Annotated in this window: 11 protein-coding genes and 1 pseudogene; 8 read left to right on the top strand and 4 right to left on the bottom strand. The window is 64.6% G+C overall.

What is annotated here, in order from left to right:
• Positions 1-43: 43 nt before the first annotated feature.
• From AB0N72_RS05005 to AB0N72_RS04985, 5 genes and pseudogenes are all read left to right on the top strand, one after another.
• A complete protein-coding gene (locus AB0N72_RS05005; RefSeq protein ID WP_363929863.1) occupies positions 44-748 on the top strand; it encodes a hypothetical protein in 705 nt (234 codons plus the stop codon).
• Positions 745-5,193, top strand: a complete 4,449-nt coding sequence (locus AB0N72_RS05000) for an FtsK/SpoIIIE domain-containing protein (RefSeq protein ID WP_363929862.1) — start codon at positions 745-747, stop codon at positions 5,191-5,193. Before AB0N72_RS05005 ends, AB0N72_RS05000 begins: the two co-directional genes overlap by 4 nt.
• Before the next feature lie 46 nt (positions 5,194-5,239).
• Positions 5,240-7,462 (top strand): annotated as a pseudogene (gene ligA, locus AB0N72_RS04995) (NAD-dependent DNA ligase LigA); the annotation flags it as partial.
• Between the two features lie 68 nt (positions 7,463-7,530).
• Positions 7,531-8,355, top strand: a complete 825-nt coding sequence (locus AB0N72_RS04990; protein WP_363929861.1) for an inositol monophosphatase family protein — start codon at positions 7,531-7,533, stop codon at positions 8,353-8,355.
• 10 nt (positions 8,356-8,365) lie between these two features.
• Positions 8,366-9,574, top strand: a complete 1,209-nt coding sequence (locus AB0N72_RS04985) for an AAA family ATPase (RefSeq protein WP_363929860.1) — start codon at positions 8,366-8,368, stop codon at positions 9,572-9,574.
• 33 nt (positions 9,575-9,607) lie between these two features.
• On the opposite strand, the gene AB0N72_RS04980 is transcribed toward AB0N72_RS04985, so the two are convergent.
• Complete coding sequence (locus AB0N72_RS04980) at positions 9,608-10,975, bottom strand: LLM class flavin-dependent oxidoreductase (protein ID WP_363929859.1); 1,368 nt, start codon at positions 10,973-10,975, stop codon at positions 9,608-9,610.
• Between the two features lie 299 nt (positions 10,976-11,274).
• On the opposite strand from AB0N72_RS04980, the gene AB0N72_RS04975 reads away from it, so the two are divergent.
• Positions 11,275-11,787: a GNAT family N-acetyltransferase gene (locus tag AB0N72_RS04975; protein ID WP_363929858.1), complete on the top strand. Its 513-nt coding sequence runs from the start codon at positions 11,275-11,277 to the stop codon at positions 11,785-11,787.
• 55 nt (positions 11,788-11,842) lie between these two features.
• Positions 11,843-12,235, top strand: a complete 393-nt coding sequence (locus AB0N72_RS04970) for a RidA family protein (protein WP_363929857.1) — start codon at positions 11,843-11,845, stop codon at positions 12,233-12,235.
• A 73-nt stretch (positions 12,236-12,308) separates the two neighbouring features.
• Here AB0N72_RS04970 and AB0N72_RS04965 read toward each other — a convergent pair whose 3' ends face one another.
• Both AB0N72_RS04965 and AB0N72_RS04960 read right to left on the bottom strand, forming a co-directional pair.
• Complete coding sequence (locus AB0N72_RS04965; protein ID WP_363929856.1) at positions 12,309-12,968, bottom strand: response regulator; 660 nt, start codon at positions 12,966-12,968, stop codon at positions 12,309-12,311.
• A complete protein-coding gene (locus tag AB0N72_RS04960) occupies positions 12,965-14,677 on the bottom strand; it encodes an ATP-binding protein (RefSeq protein WP_363929855.1) in 1,713 nt (570 codons plus the stop codon). The genes AB0N72_RS04965 and AB0N72_RS04960 overlap by 4 nt, the downstream gene beginning before the upstream one ends.
• Before the next feature lie 156 nt (positions 14,678-14,833).
• Between AB0N72_RS04960 and AB0N72_RS04955 the strand changes: the two genes are divergently transcribed.
• Complete coding sequence (locus AB0N72_RS04955) at positions 14,834-16,336, top strand: SLC13 family permease (RefSeq protein WP_363929854.1); 1,503 nt, start codon at positions 14,834-14,836, stop codon at positions 16,334-16,336.
• 51 nt (positions 16,337-16,387) lie between these two features.
• On the opposite strand, the gene AB0N72_RS04950 is transcribed toward AB0N72_RS04955, so the two are convergent.
• On the bottom strand, positions 16,388-17,902 hold the full coding sequence (locus AB0N72_RS04950; protein WP_363929853.1) for an LCP family protein: 1,515 nt from the start codon (positions 17,900-17,902) through the stop codon (positions 16,388-16,390).
• Between the last annotated feature and the right edge of the window lie 71 nt (positions 17,903-17,973).

Genomic DNA, 17,973 nt, shown 5'->3' with positions numbered 1-17,973 from the left:
GGCCCATGAACCAAACACGTTGTCCAGCAAGGAGGCACAGATCATGGGGGATCTAGCAATAGATTTCTGTGGCGAATGGTACGAACCGTCCGACGAAGACGTCTTTGACATCGGCCGCGAAGGCGACCTGGAAGTTGACGACAATCCGTACCTGCACCGCCGCTTCCTGCAGATTGCCCGTTACGACGGCATCTGGTGGCTGAGCAACGTCGGCAGCATGCTGTCCGCCACCATCGCGGACGGTTCCGGTGGCATGCAGGCCTGGCTGGCACCCGGCGCCAGGATCCCGCTGGTGTTCAGCCACACGAACGTCATCTTTACCGCCGGTCCCACCACCTACGAATTTGCCGTGCACCTGAAGACTCCGTCCTTCAGGCATGAGGCGCGTGACGACGACCAGGCCGGTGACACCACCATTGGCCCGGTGGTCTTCACCGATTCGCAAAAGGCCCTCATCGTGGCCTTGGCGGAGCCCATGTTGCGGCGGGAGGGAACAGGCTTCAGCGCCATCCCATCCTCTGCCGAGGCCGCAAAACGCCTTGGCTGGGCCTTGACCCGGTTCAACCGCAAGCTGGATAACGTGTGCGACAAACTGGACCGCGTAGGCGTCGTGGGCCTGCGCGGCGGAGTTGGAAAACTCGCCACCAACCGCCGGGCACGCCTGGTGGAGCATGCCGTGACGTCCCACCTTGTGACGCCGGCAGACCTGCATCTTCTTGAAAAAATGAGTGGAGTCGACGAAGGATGAAGTTCCGCCTGACATTGCGGCGTGACCCGGCGGAAGCAAAGGACCTCGCCGTAACGGTCGATGGCCGTGCCACCGTGGCCGATATTGCCACCGAGCTTTGGGCAGCCGACCCCGCACGCAAGGGGACCGAACCGCCGTCGAACCTGTCCATCAGCGTGGACGAAGCGTTTGTTGGCGGTGGCTTGTCCGGGCACATCCTCAGGCCCACGGACAACCTGCTGGAGTCCGGGCTCCGCCCCGGTTCCAAGGTCTCTCTGGCCCAGGTCAGTGAGCAGTTCGCGTCTACGGGCCACGGAACCAACCGGGGACCAGCGGCGGCGACCTTGCGCGTGATGTCAGGGCCCGACGTCGGCCGCGAATTTTCGCTGCCGTTCGGCACCAGCTACATCGGCCGGGACCGGGACGCTGATATCCGTCTCTCCGACCCCCTGACCTCCAAGGGGCACGCCCGCATCACGGTGGGGGAGACGGTGGAGATCGTGGACACGAACTCCGCCAACGGCCTGCTCATGGACGGCTTGCCGGTCACCAGGGCCACGCTTGCATCATCGGACACAGTGACGCTCGGCGATACGACGGTGGGCGTGGTTTCCCTTTCCAGGAACCATGGTGGCGGCCCTTCCTCGCCGCTGGTTGACTTCAACCGGTCCCCGCGCGTGCTTCCGCGCTTTGAATCGCCCAAGCGTGTTCCGCCCGCGGGTCCGAAGCGGCCTGAGCACCAACCGTTCCCCTACATCATGCTGGTTGCTCCGCTGCTGATGGGTGGCGTGCTTTTCGCGGTCACCCAGAACCTGCTCTCGGTGCTCTTCATGGCCATGATGCCGCTGTTCATCGTGGGCCACTACGTCGATCACAAGATGCAGGGCAAACGGCAGGCAAAAGAGGGCCACAAGCAATTCAAGGCCGCCATGCTGGCGTTCCGCGAGGACATTGACAGGCAGCAGAACATAGAGCGTGCCGTCCGCCTCCAGGAAGCACCGTCCGTGAGCGATACCGTGGACGCGATCTACAAGCTCGGTCCTTTGCTCTGGACCAACCGTCCCGAGCACCAGCACTTCCTGGGCGTCCGTTTTGGTTTGGGTTCGGCTCCGTCGCGGATCCCCTTCGATGAACCTGCCGCCAATGAGACAGAGCCGCAGTACATGCGCGAAATCCAGGAGTGCCTGCAACAGGTCCGTGTGATCGAGGGCGTGCCGATCGTGTCGCAGCTGCGCACTTCGGGTTCCTTTGGTGTCGCGGGCGACCGCAGCGTGGTGGATGACGTGGCCCGTGGCATGGTGCTCCAGCTGGTGGCGCTCCATTCGCCGGCAGAGGTGGTCCTGACCGCGCTGACCTCGCCGCGTTCACGTGAACGTTGGGACTGGTTGCAGTGGCTTCCGCATGTGGGTTCGGGCCACAGCCCCCTGTCCGGCGACCACCTTGCTGCCGGCCCGGGTGCGGGTGCTGCCTTGTTGTCACGACTGGAAAACCTCGTGGAAGAACGCGAGTCGCTGTCCAAGGAACCCGGTCCGCAGCCGCGTCCGGGCCTTAAAGACGAGCATGAAGAGCTTCCGTCGCCGGTGGTTCCGGCTGTGTTGGTGATCGTGGAGGATGACGCTCCCGTGGACCGCGGCCGCCTCACCCGCCTGGTGGAGCGTGGTCCCGATTATGGGATTCACGTCATGTGGGTGGCCGCCAACGTGCAGTCGCTTCCGGCCGCGTGCCGTGATTTCCTGTCCGTCGACGGCGACCACGGCACCACTACCGGCCAGGTCCGGTTGGGCCGCCACACCTACCCGGTGAGCTGCGAAAGCCTCGACGCCGAACTCGCCACGCAGCTGGCACGCATGATGTCGCCGCTGGTGGATGTCGGGAACCCGCTCGACGACGACTCCGACCTCCCGCGGGCCGTCTCCTACGCCACGTTGATCGGCAAGGAGCTGATGGACAACCCGCAGGCTGTGGCCGAACGCTGGCAGGAGAACAACTCCGTGCACGCCACGGCGGTTCCCAACCGCAAGGACAACGGGAGCCTCCGTGCCCTGGTTGGATCCAAGGGCGTGGAGCCGTTCTACCTGGACCTGAAGAACGAGGGACCCCACGCGCTGGTCGGTGGAACCACCGGTGCCGGCAAGTCCGAGTTCCTTCAGTCCTGGGTGATGGGAATGGCCGCCGCCTACAGCCCGGACCGCGTCAGCTTCCTCTTCGTGGACTACAAGGGCGGCGCAGCCTTCGCGGACTGCCTGCACCTGCCCCACACGGTGGGCCTGGTCACGGACTTGTCCCAGCACTTGGTCCGCCGGGCACTGACGTCCTTGCGCGCCGAACTGCACTACCGCGAGCGGTTGCTGAACCGCAAGAAAGCCAAGGACCTCCTGGCCTTGCAGCGCGAAGCAGATCCCGAGGCTCCGCCGTACCTGATCATCATCGTGGACGAGTTCGCGGCCCTCGCCACGGAAGTTCCCGAATTTGTTGACGGCGTTGTCGACGTGGCGGCCCGTGGACGTTCCCTGGGCCTGCACCTTATTCTTGCTACCCAGCGGCCGGCCGGCGTTATCAAGGACAACCTGCGGGCCAACACCAACCTCCGCGTCGCCCTGCGCATGGCTGACGAAGTGGACGCCGTGGACATTCTTGGCGTCCCCACGGCAGCGTATTTCGATCCTTCCATTCCCGGTCGCGGTGCCGCCAAGACCGGACCGGGGCGCATCCAGGGATTCCAGACCGGATATGCCGGTGGCTGGACCACCGAGAAGCCGCAGCGCCCCCGGATCGACATTGTGGAGATGGCCTTCGGCTCCGGCCCTGTGTGGGAACCCCCGCTGGTGACCCAGGCGGAGGAAGAACCTGCCGGACCGAACGACATCGCACGCATGACAAACAACATCATCCGCGCAGCCGATGTCCTGTCCATTGCGCCGCCGCGGAAACCGTGGCTCAACGAGCTCGCCACTACCTATGATTTCTCCAAGCTCCCCAACCCGCGTACCGACGAACGGCTGCTGCTGGGCGTGGCTGACGATCCCGCGCACCAGGACCAGCCGACGGTGTTCTACGAACCGGACAAGGACGGCAACATGGCCGTCTACGGCACGGGTGGGTCCGGCAAGTCGGCAGCGTTGCGGGGCATCGCCATCGCCGCGGCCGTGACTCCGCGGGGTGGCCCTGTGCACGTCTACGGTATCGACTGCGGCTCGTCCGGCCTGAAGATGCTGGACGGCCTTCCGCACGTTGGCGAGATCATCAACGGTGACGACGTTGAGCGTGTGGGCCGTCTCCTGCGCTGGCTCAAGGAAGTGGCCGATGACCGGGCCTCGCGTTTTGCCGAAGTGCGGGCCTCGACCATTGTCGAGTACCGGCAACTGGCCAACCGGCCGGACGAGAAACGCATCTTCATCCTGGTGGACGGCATGTCTGCATTCCGGGAAGGCTACGAGTACAGCAATCTGTCAGCCCTGTGGGACATCTTCCTGACCCTGGCCACGGACGGCCGTCCCCTCGGCATCCACCTCGTTGTGAGCGGTGACCGCACCAACTCCGTTCCGGCGTCGCTCCTTGCCTCCATCCAGAAGCGGCTGGTGCTGCGGCTCAGTTCCGAGGACGACTACATGACACTGGACGTCCCCAAGGATGTCCTCAACGCTGCTTCGCCTCCGGGCAGGGGACTGCTGGACGGCCTGGAAGTCCAGCTCGCGGTGCTTGGCGGCAACTCGAACCTGGCGCTGCAGGCCCGTGAAGTGGCCAAGCTGAGCCAGGCGATGGTTCGCCAGGGACTGGAGCAGGCGCCGCAGATCCAGCGCCTCCCGGAATTGGTGGACCTGGATATCCTGCCCACCGGCGGCCCGGACAACCCGGTCATTGGTGTCGACGACGAGACGCTGGGTTCGGCGGCCATCACCGCCAAGGGTTCGCTCCTGTTGGCTGGTCCTCCGGGCTCGGGCCGCACGGTTGCGCTGGTCACGCTCGCGTACGCGCTGCGGCGTTCGAACCCAAGAACGGACCTCATCTACATTGGGTCCCGCCGCTCGGCGGTGGCGTCGCTGAACATTTGGAGCAGGTCCTTGGTGGGACCGGACGAAGTCTCCGATGTCATTGACGACCTCATCGACAAAGCCTCGGACAACCCGGGAAGCATGGCCATCTTCATCGAAGGCCTCACCGAGTTCACGGACACCCTGGCGGAATCGGGAGTGGGCCGTTTGGTCACCGCGGCCATCAAGGCGGACCAATGGGTTGTGGGCGAGTCCGAAACGTCCACCTGGTCCCAGGCCTGGTCCCTGGCCCAGCCGTTCAAGTCCGGGCGCCGTGGCCTCCTGCTCAACCCTGGAGACGTGGAAGGCGACACCCTGCTCAATACTTCGCTGGGCCGGATCAGCAAGGACTTCATCCCGGGCCGCGGCTACATCGTGGGCCGCGGCAAGGTCCGCAAGCTGCAGATCGCCATGCCGCCGGAAAACCGCAGCTAGGAGGCTGTTGGGCCGGAATGTCGGTGCCTTGCGGCAAGATAGAACTGTGAGCACACCAGAAACTGCGAATCCGGTAGAAACCACAGGTGAGAACTCCGCGGCTGTCGTCGTGGAGGGGGAGGGAACGCCGCCCGCGGAATCCTTGCGGGACGAGTATGAGCGCTTGGCTGACCTCGTCCGCAAGTACCGGTATGCCTATTACCAGGAAGACTCGCCCACGGTCTCGGATGCCGAATTCGACGAACTGTACCGGCGGCTCGAGGAACTGGAGGCCCTCCACCCGGAGCTCGTTTCCAATGATTCCCCCACCCAGGAAGTAGGCGGGGAGGTCTCCTCGGCTTTCGCCGCGGTGGAACACCTGCAGCGGATGTACAGCCTGGACGACGTCTTCTCGTTGGAGGAGCTCGAGGCCTGGGTCCGGAAGGCTGAGGCTTCCGTGGCCAAACTGGGGGACTCCGTTCCGCCGATCGCGTGGCTGACCGAATTGAAGATCGATGGCCTGGCCGTCAACCTCCTGTACCGGGATGGCAAGCTGGTCCGCGCCGCAACCCGTGGAGATGGCACCACGGGCGAGGACATCACGCACAACGTGCTCACCATCAAGGAGATCCCGCGTGAGCTCAGTGGCTCGGGATACCCCTCGGAGGTGGAAATCCGTGGGGAGGTGTTCATTCCTTCCAAGGCCTTCCTCGAGTTCAATGAGACACTCGTGGCCGCCGGCAAGGCCCCCCTTGCCAATCCACGGAACGCTGCTGCCGGCTCACTGCGCCAAAAGGACCCGGCCGAGACAGCCAAACGGCCCTTGAGCATGTATGTGCATGGCATCGGAGCGCGTGAAGGACTCGAAGCGAAAAGCCAGTCCGAAACCTACAAGCTGCTGGAACAATGGGGGCTTCCGGTCAGCCCGTACCTCAAGGTGCTGGGCTCCTTCGAGGAGGTCCTTGATTTCATTGCCTACTACGGTAAACACCGGCATGGGCTGCAGCATGAAATCGACGGCATCGTGGTCAAGATCGATGACTTTGCCACCCAACGCGCGCTCGGATACACCTCCCGCGTGCCCCGATGGGCGGCCGCGTACAAGTACCCGCCGGAAGAGGTCCACACCAAGCTCCTGGACATTGCGGTCAACGTTGGTCGCACGGGAAGGGTAACTCCCTTCGGACTGATGGAACCGGTGAAGGTGGCGGGCTCCACAGTGGGCATGGCCACCCTGCACAACCAGGATGTGGTCAAGGCCAAGGGAGTGATGATTGGCGACATCGTGATCCTCCGCAAGGCCGGGGATGTCATTCCGGAAATCGTTGGGCCGGTGCTGGCCCTGCGCGACAAGCAGGATCCTCCCGTGCGCGAATTCGTGATGCCCACCGAATGCCCGTCATGTGGAACTCCGCTGGCACCGGCCAAGGAAAGCGACGTGGATATCCGTTGCCCCAACGCCAAGTCCTGCCCTTCCCAGCTCCGGGAGCGCGTCTTCCACCTGGCCGGCCGTGGTGCCTTCGATATTGAAGCCTTGGGCTGGGAAGCTGCTATTGCCTTGACCCAGCCCGCCGAGCCGGAGACTCCGCCCCTCACCAGCGAAGCCGGGCTGTTCAGCCTGACCCGCGAAGTCCTGGCGGACGTCAAGATCCGCCGGGAGAAGCGGTCCAAGGGCGTAGCTACCGGCGAATACGAGCTCGTTCCGTACTTCTACACCAAGGGAACTGCCAAGTCGCCGTCCAAGCCCACGGCCACCACGGAGAAGCTCTTCGTTGAGCTGGAGAAGGCCAAAAAGCAGCCCCTGTGGCGTGTGCTGGTGGCCCTGTCCATCCGCCACGTTGGACCCACGGCGTCGCGGGCACTTGCCACCGCCTTCGGCAGCATGGACGCGATCCGCAGCGCCAGTGAAGAGCAGATCGCCCACGTTGACGGCGTGGGACCCACCATCGCCGCAGCGCTGAAGGAATGGTTCGCCGTGGACTGGCACAACGAGATCGTCGACAGCTGGGCTGCGGCGGGCGTGCGCATGGAGGACGAACGCGACACCTCCGTTCCGCGGACCCTTGAAGGCCTCACGGTGGTCGTCACCGGAACGCTCCCCAACTTCAGCCGGGACGAAGCGAAGGAAGCCATCATCATCCGTGGCGGCAAGGCCTCGGGATCCGTTTCCAAGAACACCAGCTACCTGGTGGCCGGCGAGAGCGCAGGAACCAAACTGGACAAAGCCGAGCAACTCGGTGTTCCGGTGCTGGACGAGGACGGCTTCCGCGAGCTCCTCGCCAACGGGCCGGTGCAGCAGGGCGCGGACGGCGAATCGGAAGAGCCGCAGCTTGAGGCAGCGGCGGAAGCGGAAGCCGAATGACTGACGCCACCGAGCTGCTGGCCGTTGCCAGGCGTGCTGCAGCTGCCGGAGCTGCCGTGCTGGCCCAACGCTCCGTCAGCGGCACTGCCGGCGACGGCCTGGACACCACGAACAAAGGCGAGGCCGGAGATTGGGTAACCGCTTTCGACGTCGCTGCGGAGAACGCGGTCCGTGAAGCGATCCTGTCCGAACGGCCTGGCGACACCATCACCGGTGAGGAGCACGGGACCACGCGTCCGGCCAACCCTTCCGGCTACCGCTGGTCCATCGACCCCCTGGACGGGACCACCAATTTCATCCGGAACATCGTCTACTACGCCACCTCTGTTGCTGTGGCGGATTCCGACGGCGTATGGCTGGCGGGCGTCGTTCACGCCCCTGCCCTTGGGCGTGTGTACTCGGCAGCCCGGGGCCAGGGAGCCCAGCTGGAAACGGCCGGGGAAACCACCGCATTGGCTGGTCCGGTTCCCGGGCGGACGGGGCTGATCCTGGCTACCGGCTTCAGCTACGATCCCCTCACCAGGGCCGATCAGTCGGCGGGACTGGCTGAGCTCATGGAGGGGTTCGCCGACGTCCGCCGGCTGGGTTCGGCAGCATTGGACCTGTGCCTGGTGGCGGACGGCACCTTTGACGCTTACGGTGAACGTGGCCTGAACGAACACGACTTCGCCGCCGGCGCGTTGATCGCCGAGGAAGCCGGCTGCTGGGTGCGGAGGCCACGGCTGACCAGCCCGCTCGACGGCGGGCCGAGTACTGAGGATCGCCTCGCGGCGTGGATGTGTGCAGGCGCCCTGGAACTGTCCGGCAAATTCCCGTTGTGACCTCCCGCCCGTGATCAAGACGCTGGCCATCGCCAATTACCGCTCCATCCGGGATCTCGCCATCGAACTGCACGGCCTGGACGTCGTCACCGGGGCCAACGGCAGCGGAAAGTCCTCGCTGTACCGCGCCCTGCGCCTCCTTGCTGAATGCGCCGGCGGGGATTCCGGAAATGTGGTGGGCGCCCTGGCCCGGGACGGTGGTTTGTCATCCACCCTCTGGGCAGGACCCGAGACCATCAGCGACGCCATGCGAAGGGGAGAAGTCCCGGTCCAGGGCACAGTACGCAAGGAGTCCGTGAACCTGAAACTCGGCTACTCCGGGGACGATTTCGGCTACTTGGTGGACCTTGGCATGCCCGTGCCAGGGGGAGTGGGGTTTGACCAGGAGACCGGCCGCCCCCGCCCCTCCGCATTTGGGCTCGACCCGGAAATCAAGCGGGAACAAATCTTCTCGGGGCCCGTAGCCAGGCCAGGTTCTTTGTTGGTGGACAGGAAAGGCGGCCTGGCGCGACTCCGTGGTGCCGGCGGCGAGTGGACCGAGCTGTCACGTCGCCTGGATACTTTCCAAAGCATGCTCACAGAGGTCTCGGACCAGGACCGGGCACCTGAAGTCCTGCGGGTGCGGGACTCCGTGCGTTCCTGGCGTTTCTATGACCATTTCCGCACCGATCCTGATGCTCCCGCGCGCCAGGCACAGATCGGGACCCGTACTCCTGTGCTGCACCACAGCGGAAGGGACCTCGCGGCCGCCCTCCAGACACTGCGGGAGGTGGGGTTCGAGCAGAAGCTGGATGCCGCCGTCGGCCATGCCTTTCCCGGAAGCCGGCTGGAGATTGCCGTCAACGACGGCAGGTTCAGCGTGGAGCTGAAACAGCCCGGCATGCTCCGGCCCATGAAGGCCGCCGAACTTTCCGACGGGACCCTGCGTTTCCTCCTGCTGACAGCTGCCTTGTTGACGCCGAGGCCGCCCGAACTCATGGTTCTCAACGAACCGGAGACCAGCCTCCACATTGACCTGATGCCGGCGCTGGCCGGACTGATCGTCCAGGCCAGCGCCTACAGCCAGCTGATCGTGGTGACACATTCCGAAGCCCTGCTGGCGGCGCTTCGGGAGACAGGAGCCGCACACGAGCACGAGCTCTACAAGGAACTGGGTGAAACCAGGATCAAGGGCCTGGGAGCGTTCGAGGGCCCGTTGTGGAGCTGGCCCAAGCGGTAATCAACGCACCAGCTGGGCTGAACACACCTGGTCCTAGAAAGCAGAACCAATCGACGTCAGTTCCTGGGCAGCACTTCCGGCGTAGCGGTTGGCGGGCCGTTCCAGCCCGTAGTGTCCGCGCAGCGTGGTGGCCGTGTACTCGGTGCGGAAGAGGCCACGCTGCTGCAGGATCGGCACCACCTGGTCAACGAAGGTTTCCAGTCCGGAGGGAAGAACCGGCGGCATGATGTTGAAACCGTCCGCTGCTCCGGCGAGGAACCACTCCTGGATCGCATCGGCCACCTGTTCCGGTGTGCCGGAGAAGGTGCGGTGTCCGCGTCCGCCGCCCAGCCGCCCAATCAACTGCCTGACAGTCAGTTGCTCGCGGCGGGCAAGCTCCACAATCAGCGTGTACCGGCTCTTGGCTCCCTCGATGTCGTCCTCGGAAGGCAGGTCCGCGGGCAGTTGCCGGTCCAAGGGAAGGTCCTCGGGTGCCAACCGCAGGGTCCTGGCAAGCTGTTCACGGGCGTACTCGGGCTTGATCAATTCATCAAGTTCCCGTTCGAGCTTGAGGGCTTCGGCTTCGGTGGAGCCGATCACCGGTACGATGCCGGGGAGGATCTTGATACCTTCGGGGTCCCTTCCCGCAGCCGCCGTGCGTGATTTCAAATCAGAGTAGAAATCCTGAGCATCTGCCAGTGTCTGGTGGGCGGTGAAGACGGCTTCGGCGTACTGGGCGGCCAGGTTCTTTCCGTTTTTCGAGGAACCTGCCTGGACGATCAACGGGTGGCCTTGCGGCGAGCGGGGAACGTTGAGGGGACCTCGGACACGGAAGTGCTTTCCTTCGTGGTCGATGACGCGGATCTTCGTGTCGTCGCCCCAGACGCCGTCGGCCTTGTCCGCAAGGATGGCGTCATCATCCCAGCTGTCCCATAGCTTTTGGGCGACCTCGATGAACTCAGCTGCGCGCTCGTAGCGGACAGCGTGTGCCGGCTGGTCGTCCACGCCGAAGTTCCGGGCGGCGTCGGGGCCGGCCGTGGTCACCACGTTCCACCCCGCGCGTCCACCACTGACCCAGTCCACGGAGGCGAAGCGCCGTGCGAGGTTGAAGGGATCGTTGTAGGTGGTGGAGGCGGTGGCGATCAGGCCGATCCTTTGCGTGGCCGTGGCGATGGCCGTCAGCAACACTGTTGGTTCCAGCTTTCCGGCGGGCCGGCGCCCCACCTCGCCAAAGAGTACGGGCGAGTCGGCGAAGAAGATGGAGTCCAGCTTTCCCCGTTCCGCTGTGCGGGCCAGGTGCTGGTAGTGCTCGATTTTCGTGGAGGCGAAGGGATCGCTTTCCGGGAGGCGCCACGAGGCCTCGTGGTGTCCGGTGCTCATCAGGAAGGCGTTCAGGTGCAGTTGGCGCTTTGGCGGGGTCATGGTTTCTCCTCGGGGTCAAGACGGTTGGGGGCGGCTGTGTGGCAACATAAGCACGAGCTTGAAGACCACCGCCAGCACCCCGACATGTCCCCGCAACAGCGCGAAACCGGGCTTCACCGAGCGCAACGGAACGGCATTCAACGCCACAAGAGGCAACAGAAAAGCAGCCTGCCGGAGCCTCCCGAGGCACCATCCGTCGTCGGGCCAGTCCTGTGGCCCGCCCCGGCAGAGGTGATAGTTCCATCACGGAAGGGGGCATTTGGCGCCGCGGGCGCGCCAGGCGCGACTACCATTGGTAGGTGCTTTCCCCGATTACCGTCCGTCCCGCCCTGCCTGAAGACTACGACGCCGTTGCCCGCATCACGCAGGACTCCTACGTCACTGCGGGGTACTACGGCGACGCCGACCACCCGTACCTGCAGAAGCTGCAAGACGTGGCAGGCCGCGCGGAACACGCAGATATTCTGGTGGCAGAACGCAATGGCGAAGTGATCGGATCCGTCACCGCAGCCCCGGCAGGCGGCGGCTTCTCGGACATCGGCCTTGAGGACGAATTGGAACTGCGCACACTCGTGGTGGATCCGGCAGTCCAGCGCTCAGGCGCGGGCCGTGCCCTGGTGCAGGCCGTCGTCGACCAGGCGAAGGCCATGGACGGCATCAACGCGGTTTCTTTGACCACCGGGGCCACCTGGGAGAGGGCGAACGCGCTGTACGCCCGGACAGGGTTCGACCGCGCCCCGCACCGTGATTGGTTCGTTCCCGGTACCGACATAAAACTGTTCGTTTACAGGCTCGAGCTCGGGCAGTCATAAAGTTTCCTTCGAAGCGCCGGCCACCGGGCCGGGCGCAACGACAGGAAGGCGCGGCATGCGCAAGACATTCGGCACGGGTTCGGTCTGGGAGCAGACCCTTGGCTACTCCCGCGCAGTCCAGGTGGACAACACCCTTTTCATCTCTGCCACGGCCGCTTCCGGCGTTGTCGATGGTAAAGACGGAATTATCGGCGATGACTTCTACTCGCAGACCAAGTACATCCTCGAAAAGCTCGGCACCGTACTTGAGGACGCCGGTTTCTCCTACGAGGACGTGGTGCAGTCCAAGCTGTACCTGACGGACATCAGCAAGTGGGAAGACGCCGGGCGGGCACACGGCGAGGTCTTCGGCGAGATCCGGCCTACGCTCTCCCTGGTGCACGTCCTGCCGTTCCTGGATCCGCAGATGCTCGTGGAAATCGAGCTCGTGGCGCAGAAGTCCGCGTAGCAGCGCACCCACCTGGGTCGCAGATCAGGTCGTTCCCAGCGCTGGGAACGACCTGATCTGCGACCTACTTGGGTCAGCCCGGGACGCCGTAGCGGTGTTCCGGGCGGCCCGTGCTTCCGTAACGCAGTTGGATCTCGACGGCGCCGTCATCGGCGAGCGAGGACAGGTACCTTTGCGCCGTGGCCCGGGAGACGCCGACCCGCTCAGCCACTTCGGCCGCGGAATACTGTTCACCGGGGACCAGCGACTCCAGGACCGCGGCTTCGGTGGCGGACCGTGGCTTCGCCGCGGGGGCAACATCGCCCGGAATCAGGGAGCGCTTGGCCCGCTCAATGGTGGTCTGGTCGACGGCGGCCTGCTGTCCCAGGATCCGGCGGTAGCGCGCATATGACCGCAGCTGTTGGGACAAGGATTCGGCAGTAAAGGGCTTGAGCAGGTACCCCAAGGCACCCCTGCGCAATGCCACCTTGATGGACTGGGCATCGGAGGCGGCCGTGAGCATTACTGCATCCACGTCCAGCTGGCCCAGGAGGTCCAGCCCGGATCCGTCCGGCAGGTAGACGTCCAGCAGCACAAGGTCGGGGCGCAGGCTGTGGATCGCCTGCAGCGCCTGGGACACGGATCCTGCGGGGGCAAGCGCCATGAAACCCGCCACGGAGTCCACATACGCTGCATGGAGTCGTGCCACGTGGAAGTCGTCATCGACGATCAGCACCCTCAAATCCTCAGTCACTGTTGTCCTCCCTCATCGCCGTGGTCGTCCTGCCCACCGTCGTCCTGCCCACCGTCGTCCTGCCCGCTGTCCATCACTCCGGGGATGGTGGCCATGAACACCGCGCCCGGCCCGCCGACTGTGCCCGGTTCCAGGACGCGCACATCGCCGCCGCGTCGCCGCGCCAGTTGCCGCACCAGCGCCAACCCCAGGCCCTGTCCCGCCCCCGGACGAACCGGCTGGTCCGACGTCGTAAATCCTTCAGCGAAAACCTCTTCGGGATCCAGACTCCCGAGCCCGTCACCTGAGTCCGCCACCACGATGTGGAGGGCGCCGCCGTCGCGGCTTTGCTCGTCCAGCAGTTCGATGTCCACCCAGCGTTCCGGGGCAGAACCGGCGACGGCGGCACTGACCGCGTTGTCGATCAGGTTGCCCAGGACTGTGGTGACGTCTTGGGGATCCGCCACGTGTCCACGCACTAGCGTTTCCGGACCGATGCGCAGGGCCACACCCCGCTCCGATGCTTCCACGCCCTTGGCGCCGACGAATGCCTGGAGGTAGGGATCCTGCAGGAGTTCGGCTTGTTCAACGGGGAATTTCAGGGGCCCAGTGGCGGAGATCCTGGCCAGGTATTCCTTGGCGGAGTCGTGTTGGCCGATGCTCATGAACCCGGCAATGGTGTGCAACTGGTTGGCGAATTCGTGACGCTGTGCACGGAGCGCCGTGGACATGGTGCCCACGGCGTCCAGTTGCCTGGTCAGTTGTTGCAATTCGGTGCGGTCGCGCAGCATGACAACCCAGCCAAGGTCTTCCTTCCGGTGCCAGGCCTTGCGCGCACTTGCCACCAGGACCCGTCCACCGGCCACCACTTCGACGGCTTCGGCGTCCTGTTCCGCTGGCTGCGTGAGCCGCTTGAGTTGTTCGGGAACGTTGGCCGATCTCCAGTCCTGTCCTGTGGCATCGGGCATGTCCAGGAGTCTTGCGGCAGCGGCGTTGAACACGGAGATGCGTCCGTCGGCGGCGATGCCGATCACTCCCTCGTCCACGCCTTGGAGCACCGCTACCTGGTCGTGGACCAGGGTGCTGATCTCCTCGGGTTCCAATCCGAGCGTGAGCCGCTGGAGTCGTCGGCGCAGCAGGAACGAGGCAAGGATGCCGGCCAGCAGCGCACCGCCGGCGGTGAGGGCAATGGGTGCGATGTCCCGCCCGAGGCTCTTGGTCAGCGATTCCACGGAGTAGCCCACGCTGACTTCGCCGACGATCACGCCGGCGGCGTCAGGAGAGTAGACGGGTACCTTGGCACCGGCAGAAGGCCCCAGCGTGCCCGTGTTCCGTGTGGTGATTTCCTCCCCGGAAAGGGCCACCGAGGGATCCGTGCTGACCCGCTCGCCGAGCCGTGCGAGGTCAGGGTGGGCCAGCCGGAGGCCTGTTTCGTCCGTGATGACGACGAACAGTGCCCCGGTCCGCACCCGGGCTGCCTCGGCCGCCGCCTGAAGGGGCCCGGCGGCGAGAACGTCCGGCGGGGGTGTGCCTTCCTCTTTGCTGATGGCCTGGACATCCGTACGGACGTCGGGATCTGCGGCCACCGTCCGTGCCAGGGTCAGGGCCTGGTTTTCGGCTTCGTCACCGATCCGTTCGTAGACCAGCCATGCGTGGACTGCGCCGCTCAACAGCACCACCAGCAGTACCACTCCGAGTTGGAGAAGGAGGGTCTGGGTGGAAAAGCGCATGCTCCATTGAAGCACTGAGCACAATGCGCAAAACGTTCGCAACGAGCAGTATTCCCAACAATTCCCGGAAACCCCTCCCAGTGACGGAGGCCACCATATTGTCTGTAGTGCGCATCACACCGACGTGGCGCCATTCACAGTAGTAAGGAGCCGGCCGTGCTGGTTTTGCTTGGATTCGCAATGATTGCGGTATTCATGGTCCTGATCATGACCAAAAAGTTGACGCCCGTCCTGGCGCTGATCATCGTCCCCACCATCTTCGGCCTCTTCGCCGGAGCAGGCCTCGGAATCGGGCCCATGGTCATGGATTCCATGAAGTCCATGACATCCACGGCGGCGCTCCTGATGTTCGCCATCATCTACTTTGGCCTCATGATCGACGTCGGACTCTTCGATCCGCTGGTCAAGTTCATCCTCCGCAAGCTGGGCAACGACCCCGCCAAGGTCGTCCTTGGCACCGCGATCCTGGCCGCCGCAGTGTCCCTCGATGGGGACGGCTCAACCACCTTCATCCTCACCACCGCCGCAATGCTCCCGGTGTACCTTCGCCTGAAGATGAGCCCAGTTGTCCTCACCTGCGTTGCGGGCCTGGCCAACGGCACCATGAACATCCTCCCGTGGGGCGGTCCCACGGCCCGCGCAGCAACTGCACTGAAGCTCGACGTCAACGACGTTTTCGTCCCGATGGTTCCGTCCCTCATCGTTGGCCTGATCGTCGTTCTGGTCTTCTCCTGGCTCCTGGGCCTGCAGGAACGCAACCGCCTCCGCACCGTAGCCCCCGAAATCTGGGGCGACGTCGCAGATCCTTCTGACGCGTTCGACGGCGGCACTGGCCGCGGTGGTTCGGTCGCCGCCGGTTCGGGCTCAGGTTCGGGCTCGGGCAGGGGCCGCTTCGGTTTCGGCCGCACCAGCTCAACCGCTGGAAAGCCGGGCACCGGCGGAGGCTCCGGCGTCGTGGTCCTGGAACGTCCCGAAACCCTGGTGGACGACAACGACACCGCCATGGCGGACACCGCCTTGGACCCCAACCGCACCACGCTGCGTCCCAAGCTGTTCTGGTTCAACCTGGGCCTTACAGTTGCCGTCATGGTGACGCTGGTGGCCAACATCGTTCCGCTGCCGTTCGTCTTCATGGTCGGCTCCGCTATCGCATTGCTGGTCAACTTCCCCAAGGTCAAGGACCAGGGCGCCCAGCTGATCGCCCACGCACCGTCGATCGTCGCCGTCGTCAGCATGGTCATGGCCGCTGCAGTGCTCACCGGTGTCCTCAACGGCACGGGCATGGTCAAGGCAATGTCTGAATGGCTGGTCCAGATCATTCCTGCGGACATGGGCCCGTTCATGGCGGTCATCACCGGCGTGCTGAGCATCCCGATGACGTTCTTCATGAGCAACGACGCCTTCTACTTCGGAGTCCTGCCGGTCCTGAGCGAAACGGCGGCCCACTACGGCGTCGGAGCGGCGGACATGGCCCGCGCATCGATCACCGGCCAGCCGTTCCACCTGCAGAGCCCCTTGGTGCCTGCCATCCTCCTGCTGGTCTCCCTGGCCAAGGTGGACCTGGGCGACCACCACAAGAAGGTCCTCTGGCGAACCGCTGTCATCTCGATCGTGATGCTGGGCGTCGGCGTCCTGACCGGAGCAATCGGCATCGGCTGACCCCTGAACCACGGGGTGAAACAGGGTGGCCCCAGCCGCACACAGTAATGATCAGCCTGCCGGGTTTGTTGCCTGGCAGGTCTGGTCATTTGCTGTTTGGCTGGGAATGCTTCCCTGGGCCGGAGCCTGGACCGGCTTGTCGCCGGACGCGAAATCCTCGCCGGCGTACAACTGTACGCCCTCGATGCCCGTAACTTCCTGGATGCTGCCGGCGGGGAGCCCGAACATGGCTGCGATATCTGCAGCGACATCGTCGAAACCGGCTTGGTAGTACACCATGGTCTGTGGTCGGGGCTGTGCCTGCAGGCGTGTTGTCTTGGTGTAGCCGGCGGCCGCCAGCGTCGCTGCGATCGCGTTGCTTCGACCTGTCACGGACGTGCCATTGGCAACGGATACCGGCTGGAGTGCTTTGTCGAACGAGGGCTTGGCCGGTGGAGTCGTTGCATCAGCCGGGGGAGTTGTGCCCTGGCTCAGGTCCGCGCTCTGCTGGAGGGCGGAGAAGAGTTGGGAGGCTGCCGGTTCCGCCAGGGTCAACCTGTTGGGGTCGGAGGGCGCGGGAACCGTCGGCACCGTGACGAAGTTGACCTTCGCGGGGTCGATGTTTTTCAGGCGGTCAGCGATGGTCAGCAGCGCAGGAACCGAAGACAGGCCGGTGTCCACGGTGAGGTTGCTGGTCATGGTGTCGGCAATGTCCAGTACCTTCTGCGGGTTTGTCAGGGTGCCTTCGGATTTCAGCTTTCGGACCAGGGAGCCAAGGAACGCCTGCTGGGCCTGGATCCGGCCCAGGTCCCCGCCATCGGCGAAAGCGTGGCGCGTGCGCAGGAACGCCAGCGCCTGGTTGCCTTCCACTTGGGATGTTCCCTGCGGAAGCTTGAGCCCGGAGTCGGGATCGTAGACGGCGGAGTTCACGCACACGTCCACTCCTCCCACTTTGGTGGAGAGTTCTTTGACGGCATTGAAATCGGCCATCATGAAGTGGTCGATTTCCAGGCCGGTGAGCTTATTTACGGTATCCACTGCACAGCCAATGCCGGCTTCGGCCATCGCGCTGTTGATCATCGCGTCCGCACGGGCAGCATGCTGCTGGTTGGTGGCCTGGTCCTTGCATTCAGGGACGTCCACCATGAGGTCCCTCGGAAAGCTGATGACATTGACGTTGTTGTTGTCCGCGGAGATGTCCACCAACATCATGACGTCTGACTGCCCGTAGCCCGAGGACTGGTCTGCCGTACCGTACTGGCTGTTCTTGCCGCTGCGGGTGTCACTTCCCAGGACCAGGATCTGGAGCCGGTCCTTCCTGTCATCCACGGGACCCTCCGTGCGGGCCCCACCGGCTCCCAGCGCACTCGTGGAGATATTCGACTGCAACCGCCACAGCCAATACCCGCCGAAGCACAGCACTCCAAGCAAAACCGCGGCCAGCGCAATGACGCCGAGCCGTAACCAGCGGCGACGCCTGGGAGGCGGCGAAACGGCGCTTTCGTCAACCAGTTTCCCCTGCCCGGGGTAGGCAGCAGGAGGTGCATCGGAGCGGTGGGGGTCGGGACTTTCGTGACGACCTTGCACAGGGCCGGCCTTTCCTAGGGGTCAGAAGCGGCCCATGTTACTGAGCGATTCTGGGAACTTCCCCTATCTGC

This window comes from Paenarthrobacter sp. NPDC089307, from assembly GCF_040685055.1.
Classification (GTDB): Bacteria; Actinomycetota; Actinomycetes; order Actinomycetales; family Micrococcaceae; genus Arthrobacter.
This window is presented reverse-complemented; position numbering and strand designations above follow the sequence as displayed.

What these genes read in the sequence shown, in the direction of transcription:
- AB0N72_RS04980 (WP_363929859.1), bottom strand. Translation starts at nt 10,975, where the DNA reads ATGACCCCGCCAAAGCGCCAACTGCACCTGAACGCCTTCCTGATGAGC.
- AB0N72_RS05005 (WP_363929863.1), top strand. Translation starts at nt 44, where the DNA reads ATGGGGGATCTAGCAATAGATTTCTGTGGCGAATGGTACGAACCGTCC.
- AB0N72_RS04970 (WP_363929857.1), top strand. Translation starts at nt 11,843, where the DNA reads ATGCGCAAGACATTCGGCACGGGTTCGGTCTGGGAGCAGACCCTTGGC.
- AB0N72_RS04960 (WP_363929855.1), bottom strand. Translation starts at nt 14,677, where the DNA reads ATGCGCTTTTCCACCCAGACCCTCCTTCTCCAACTCGGAGTGGTACTG.
- AB0N72_RS05000 (WP_363929862.1), top strand. Translation starts at nt 745, where the DNA reads ATGAAGTTCCGCCTGACATTGCGGCGTGACCCGGCGGAAGCAAAGGAC.
- AB0N72_RS04990 (WP_363929861.1), top strand. Translation starts at nt 7,531, where the DNA reads ATGACTGACGCCACCGAGCTGCTGGCCGTTGCCAGGCGTGCTGCAGCT.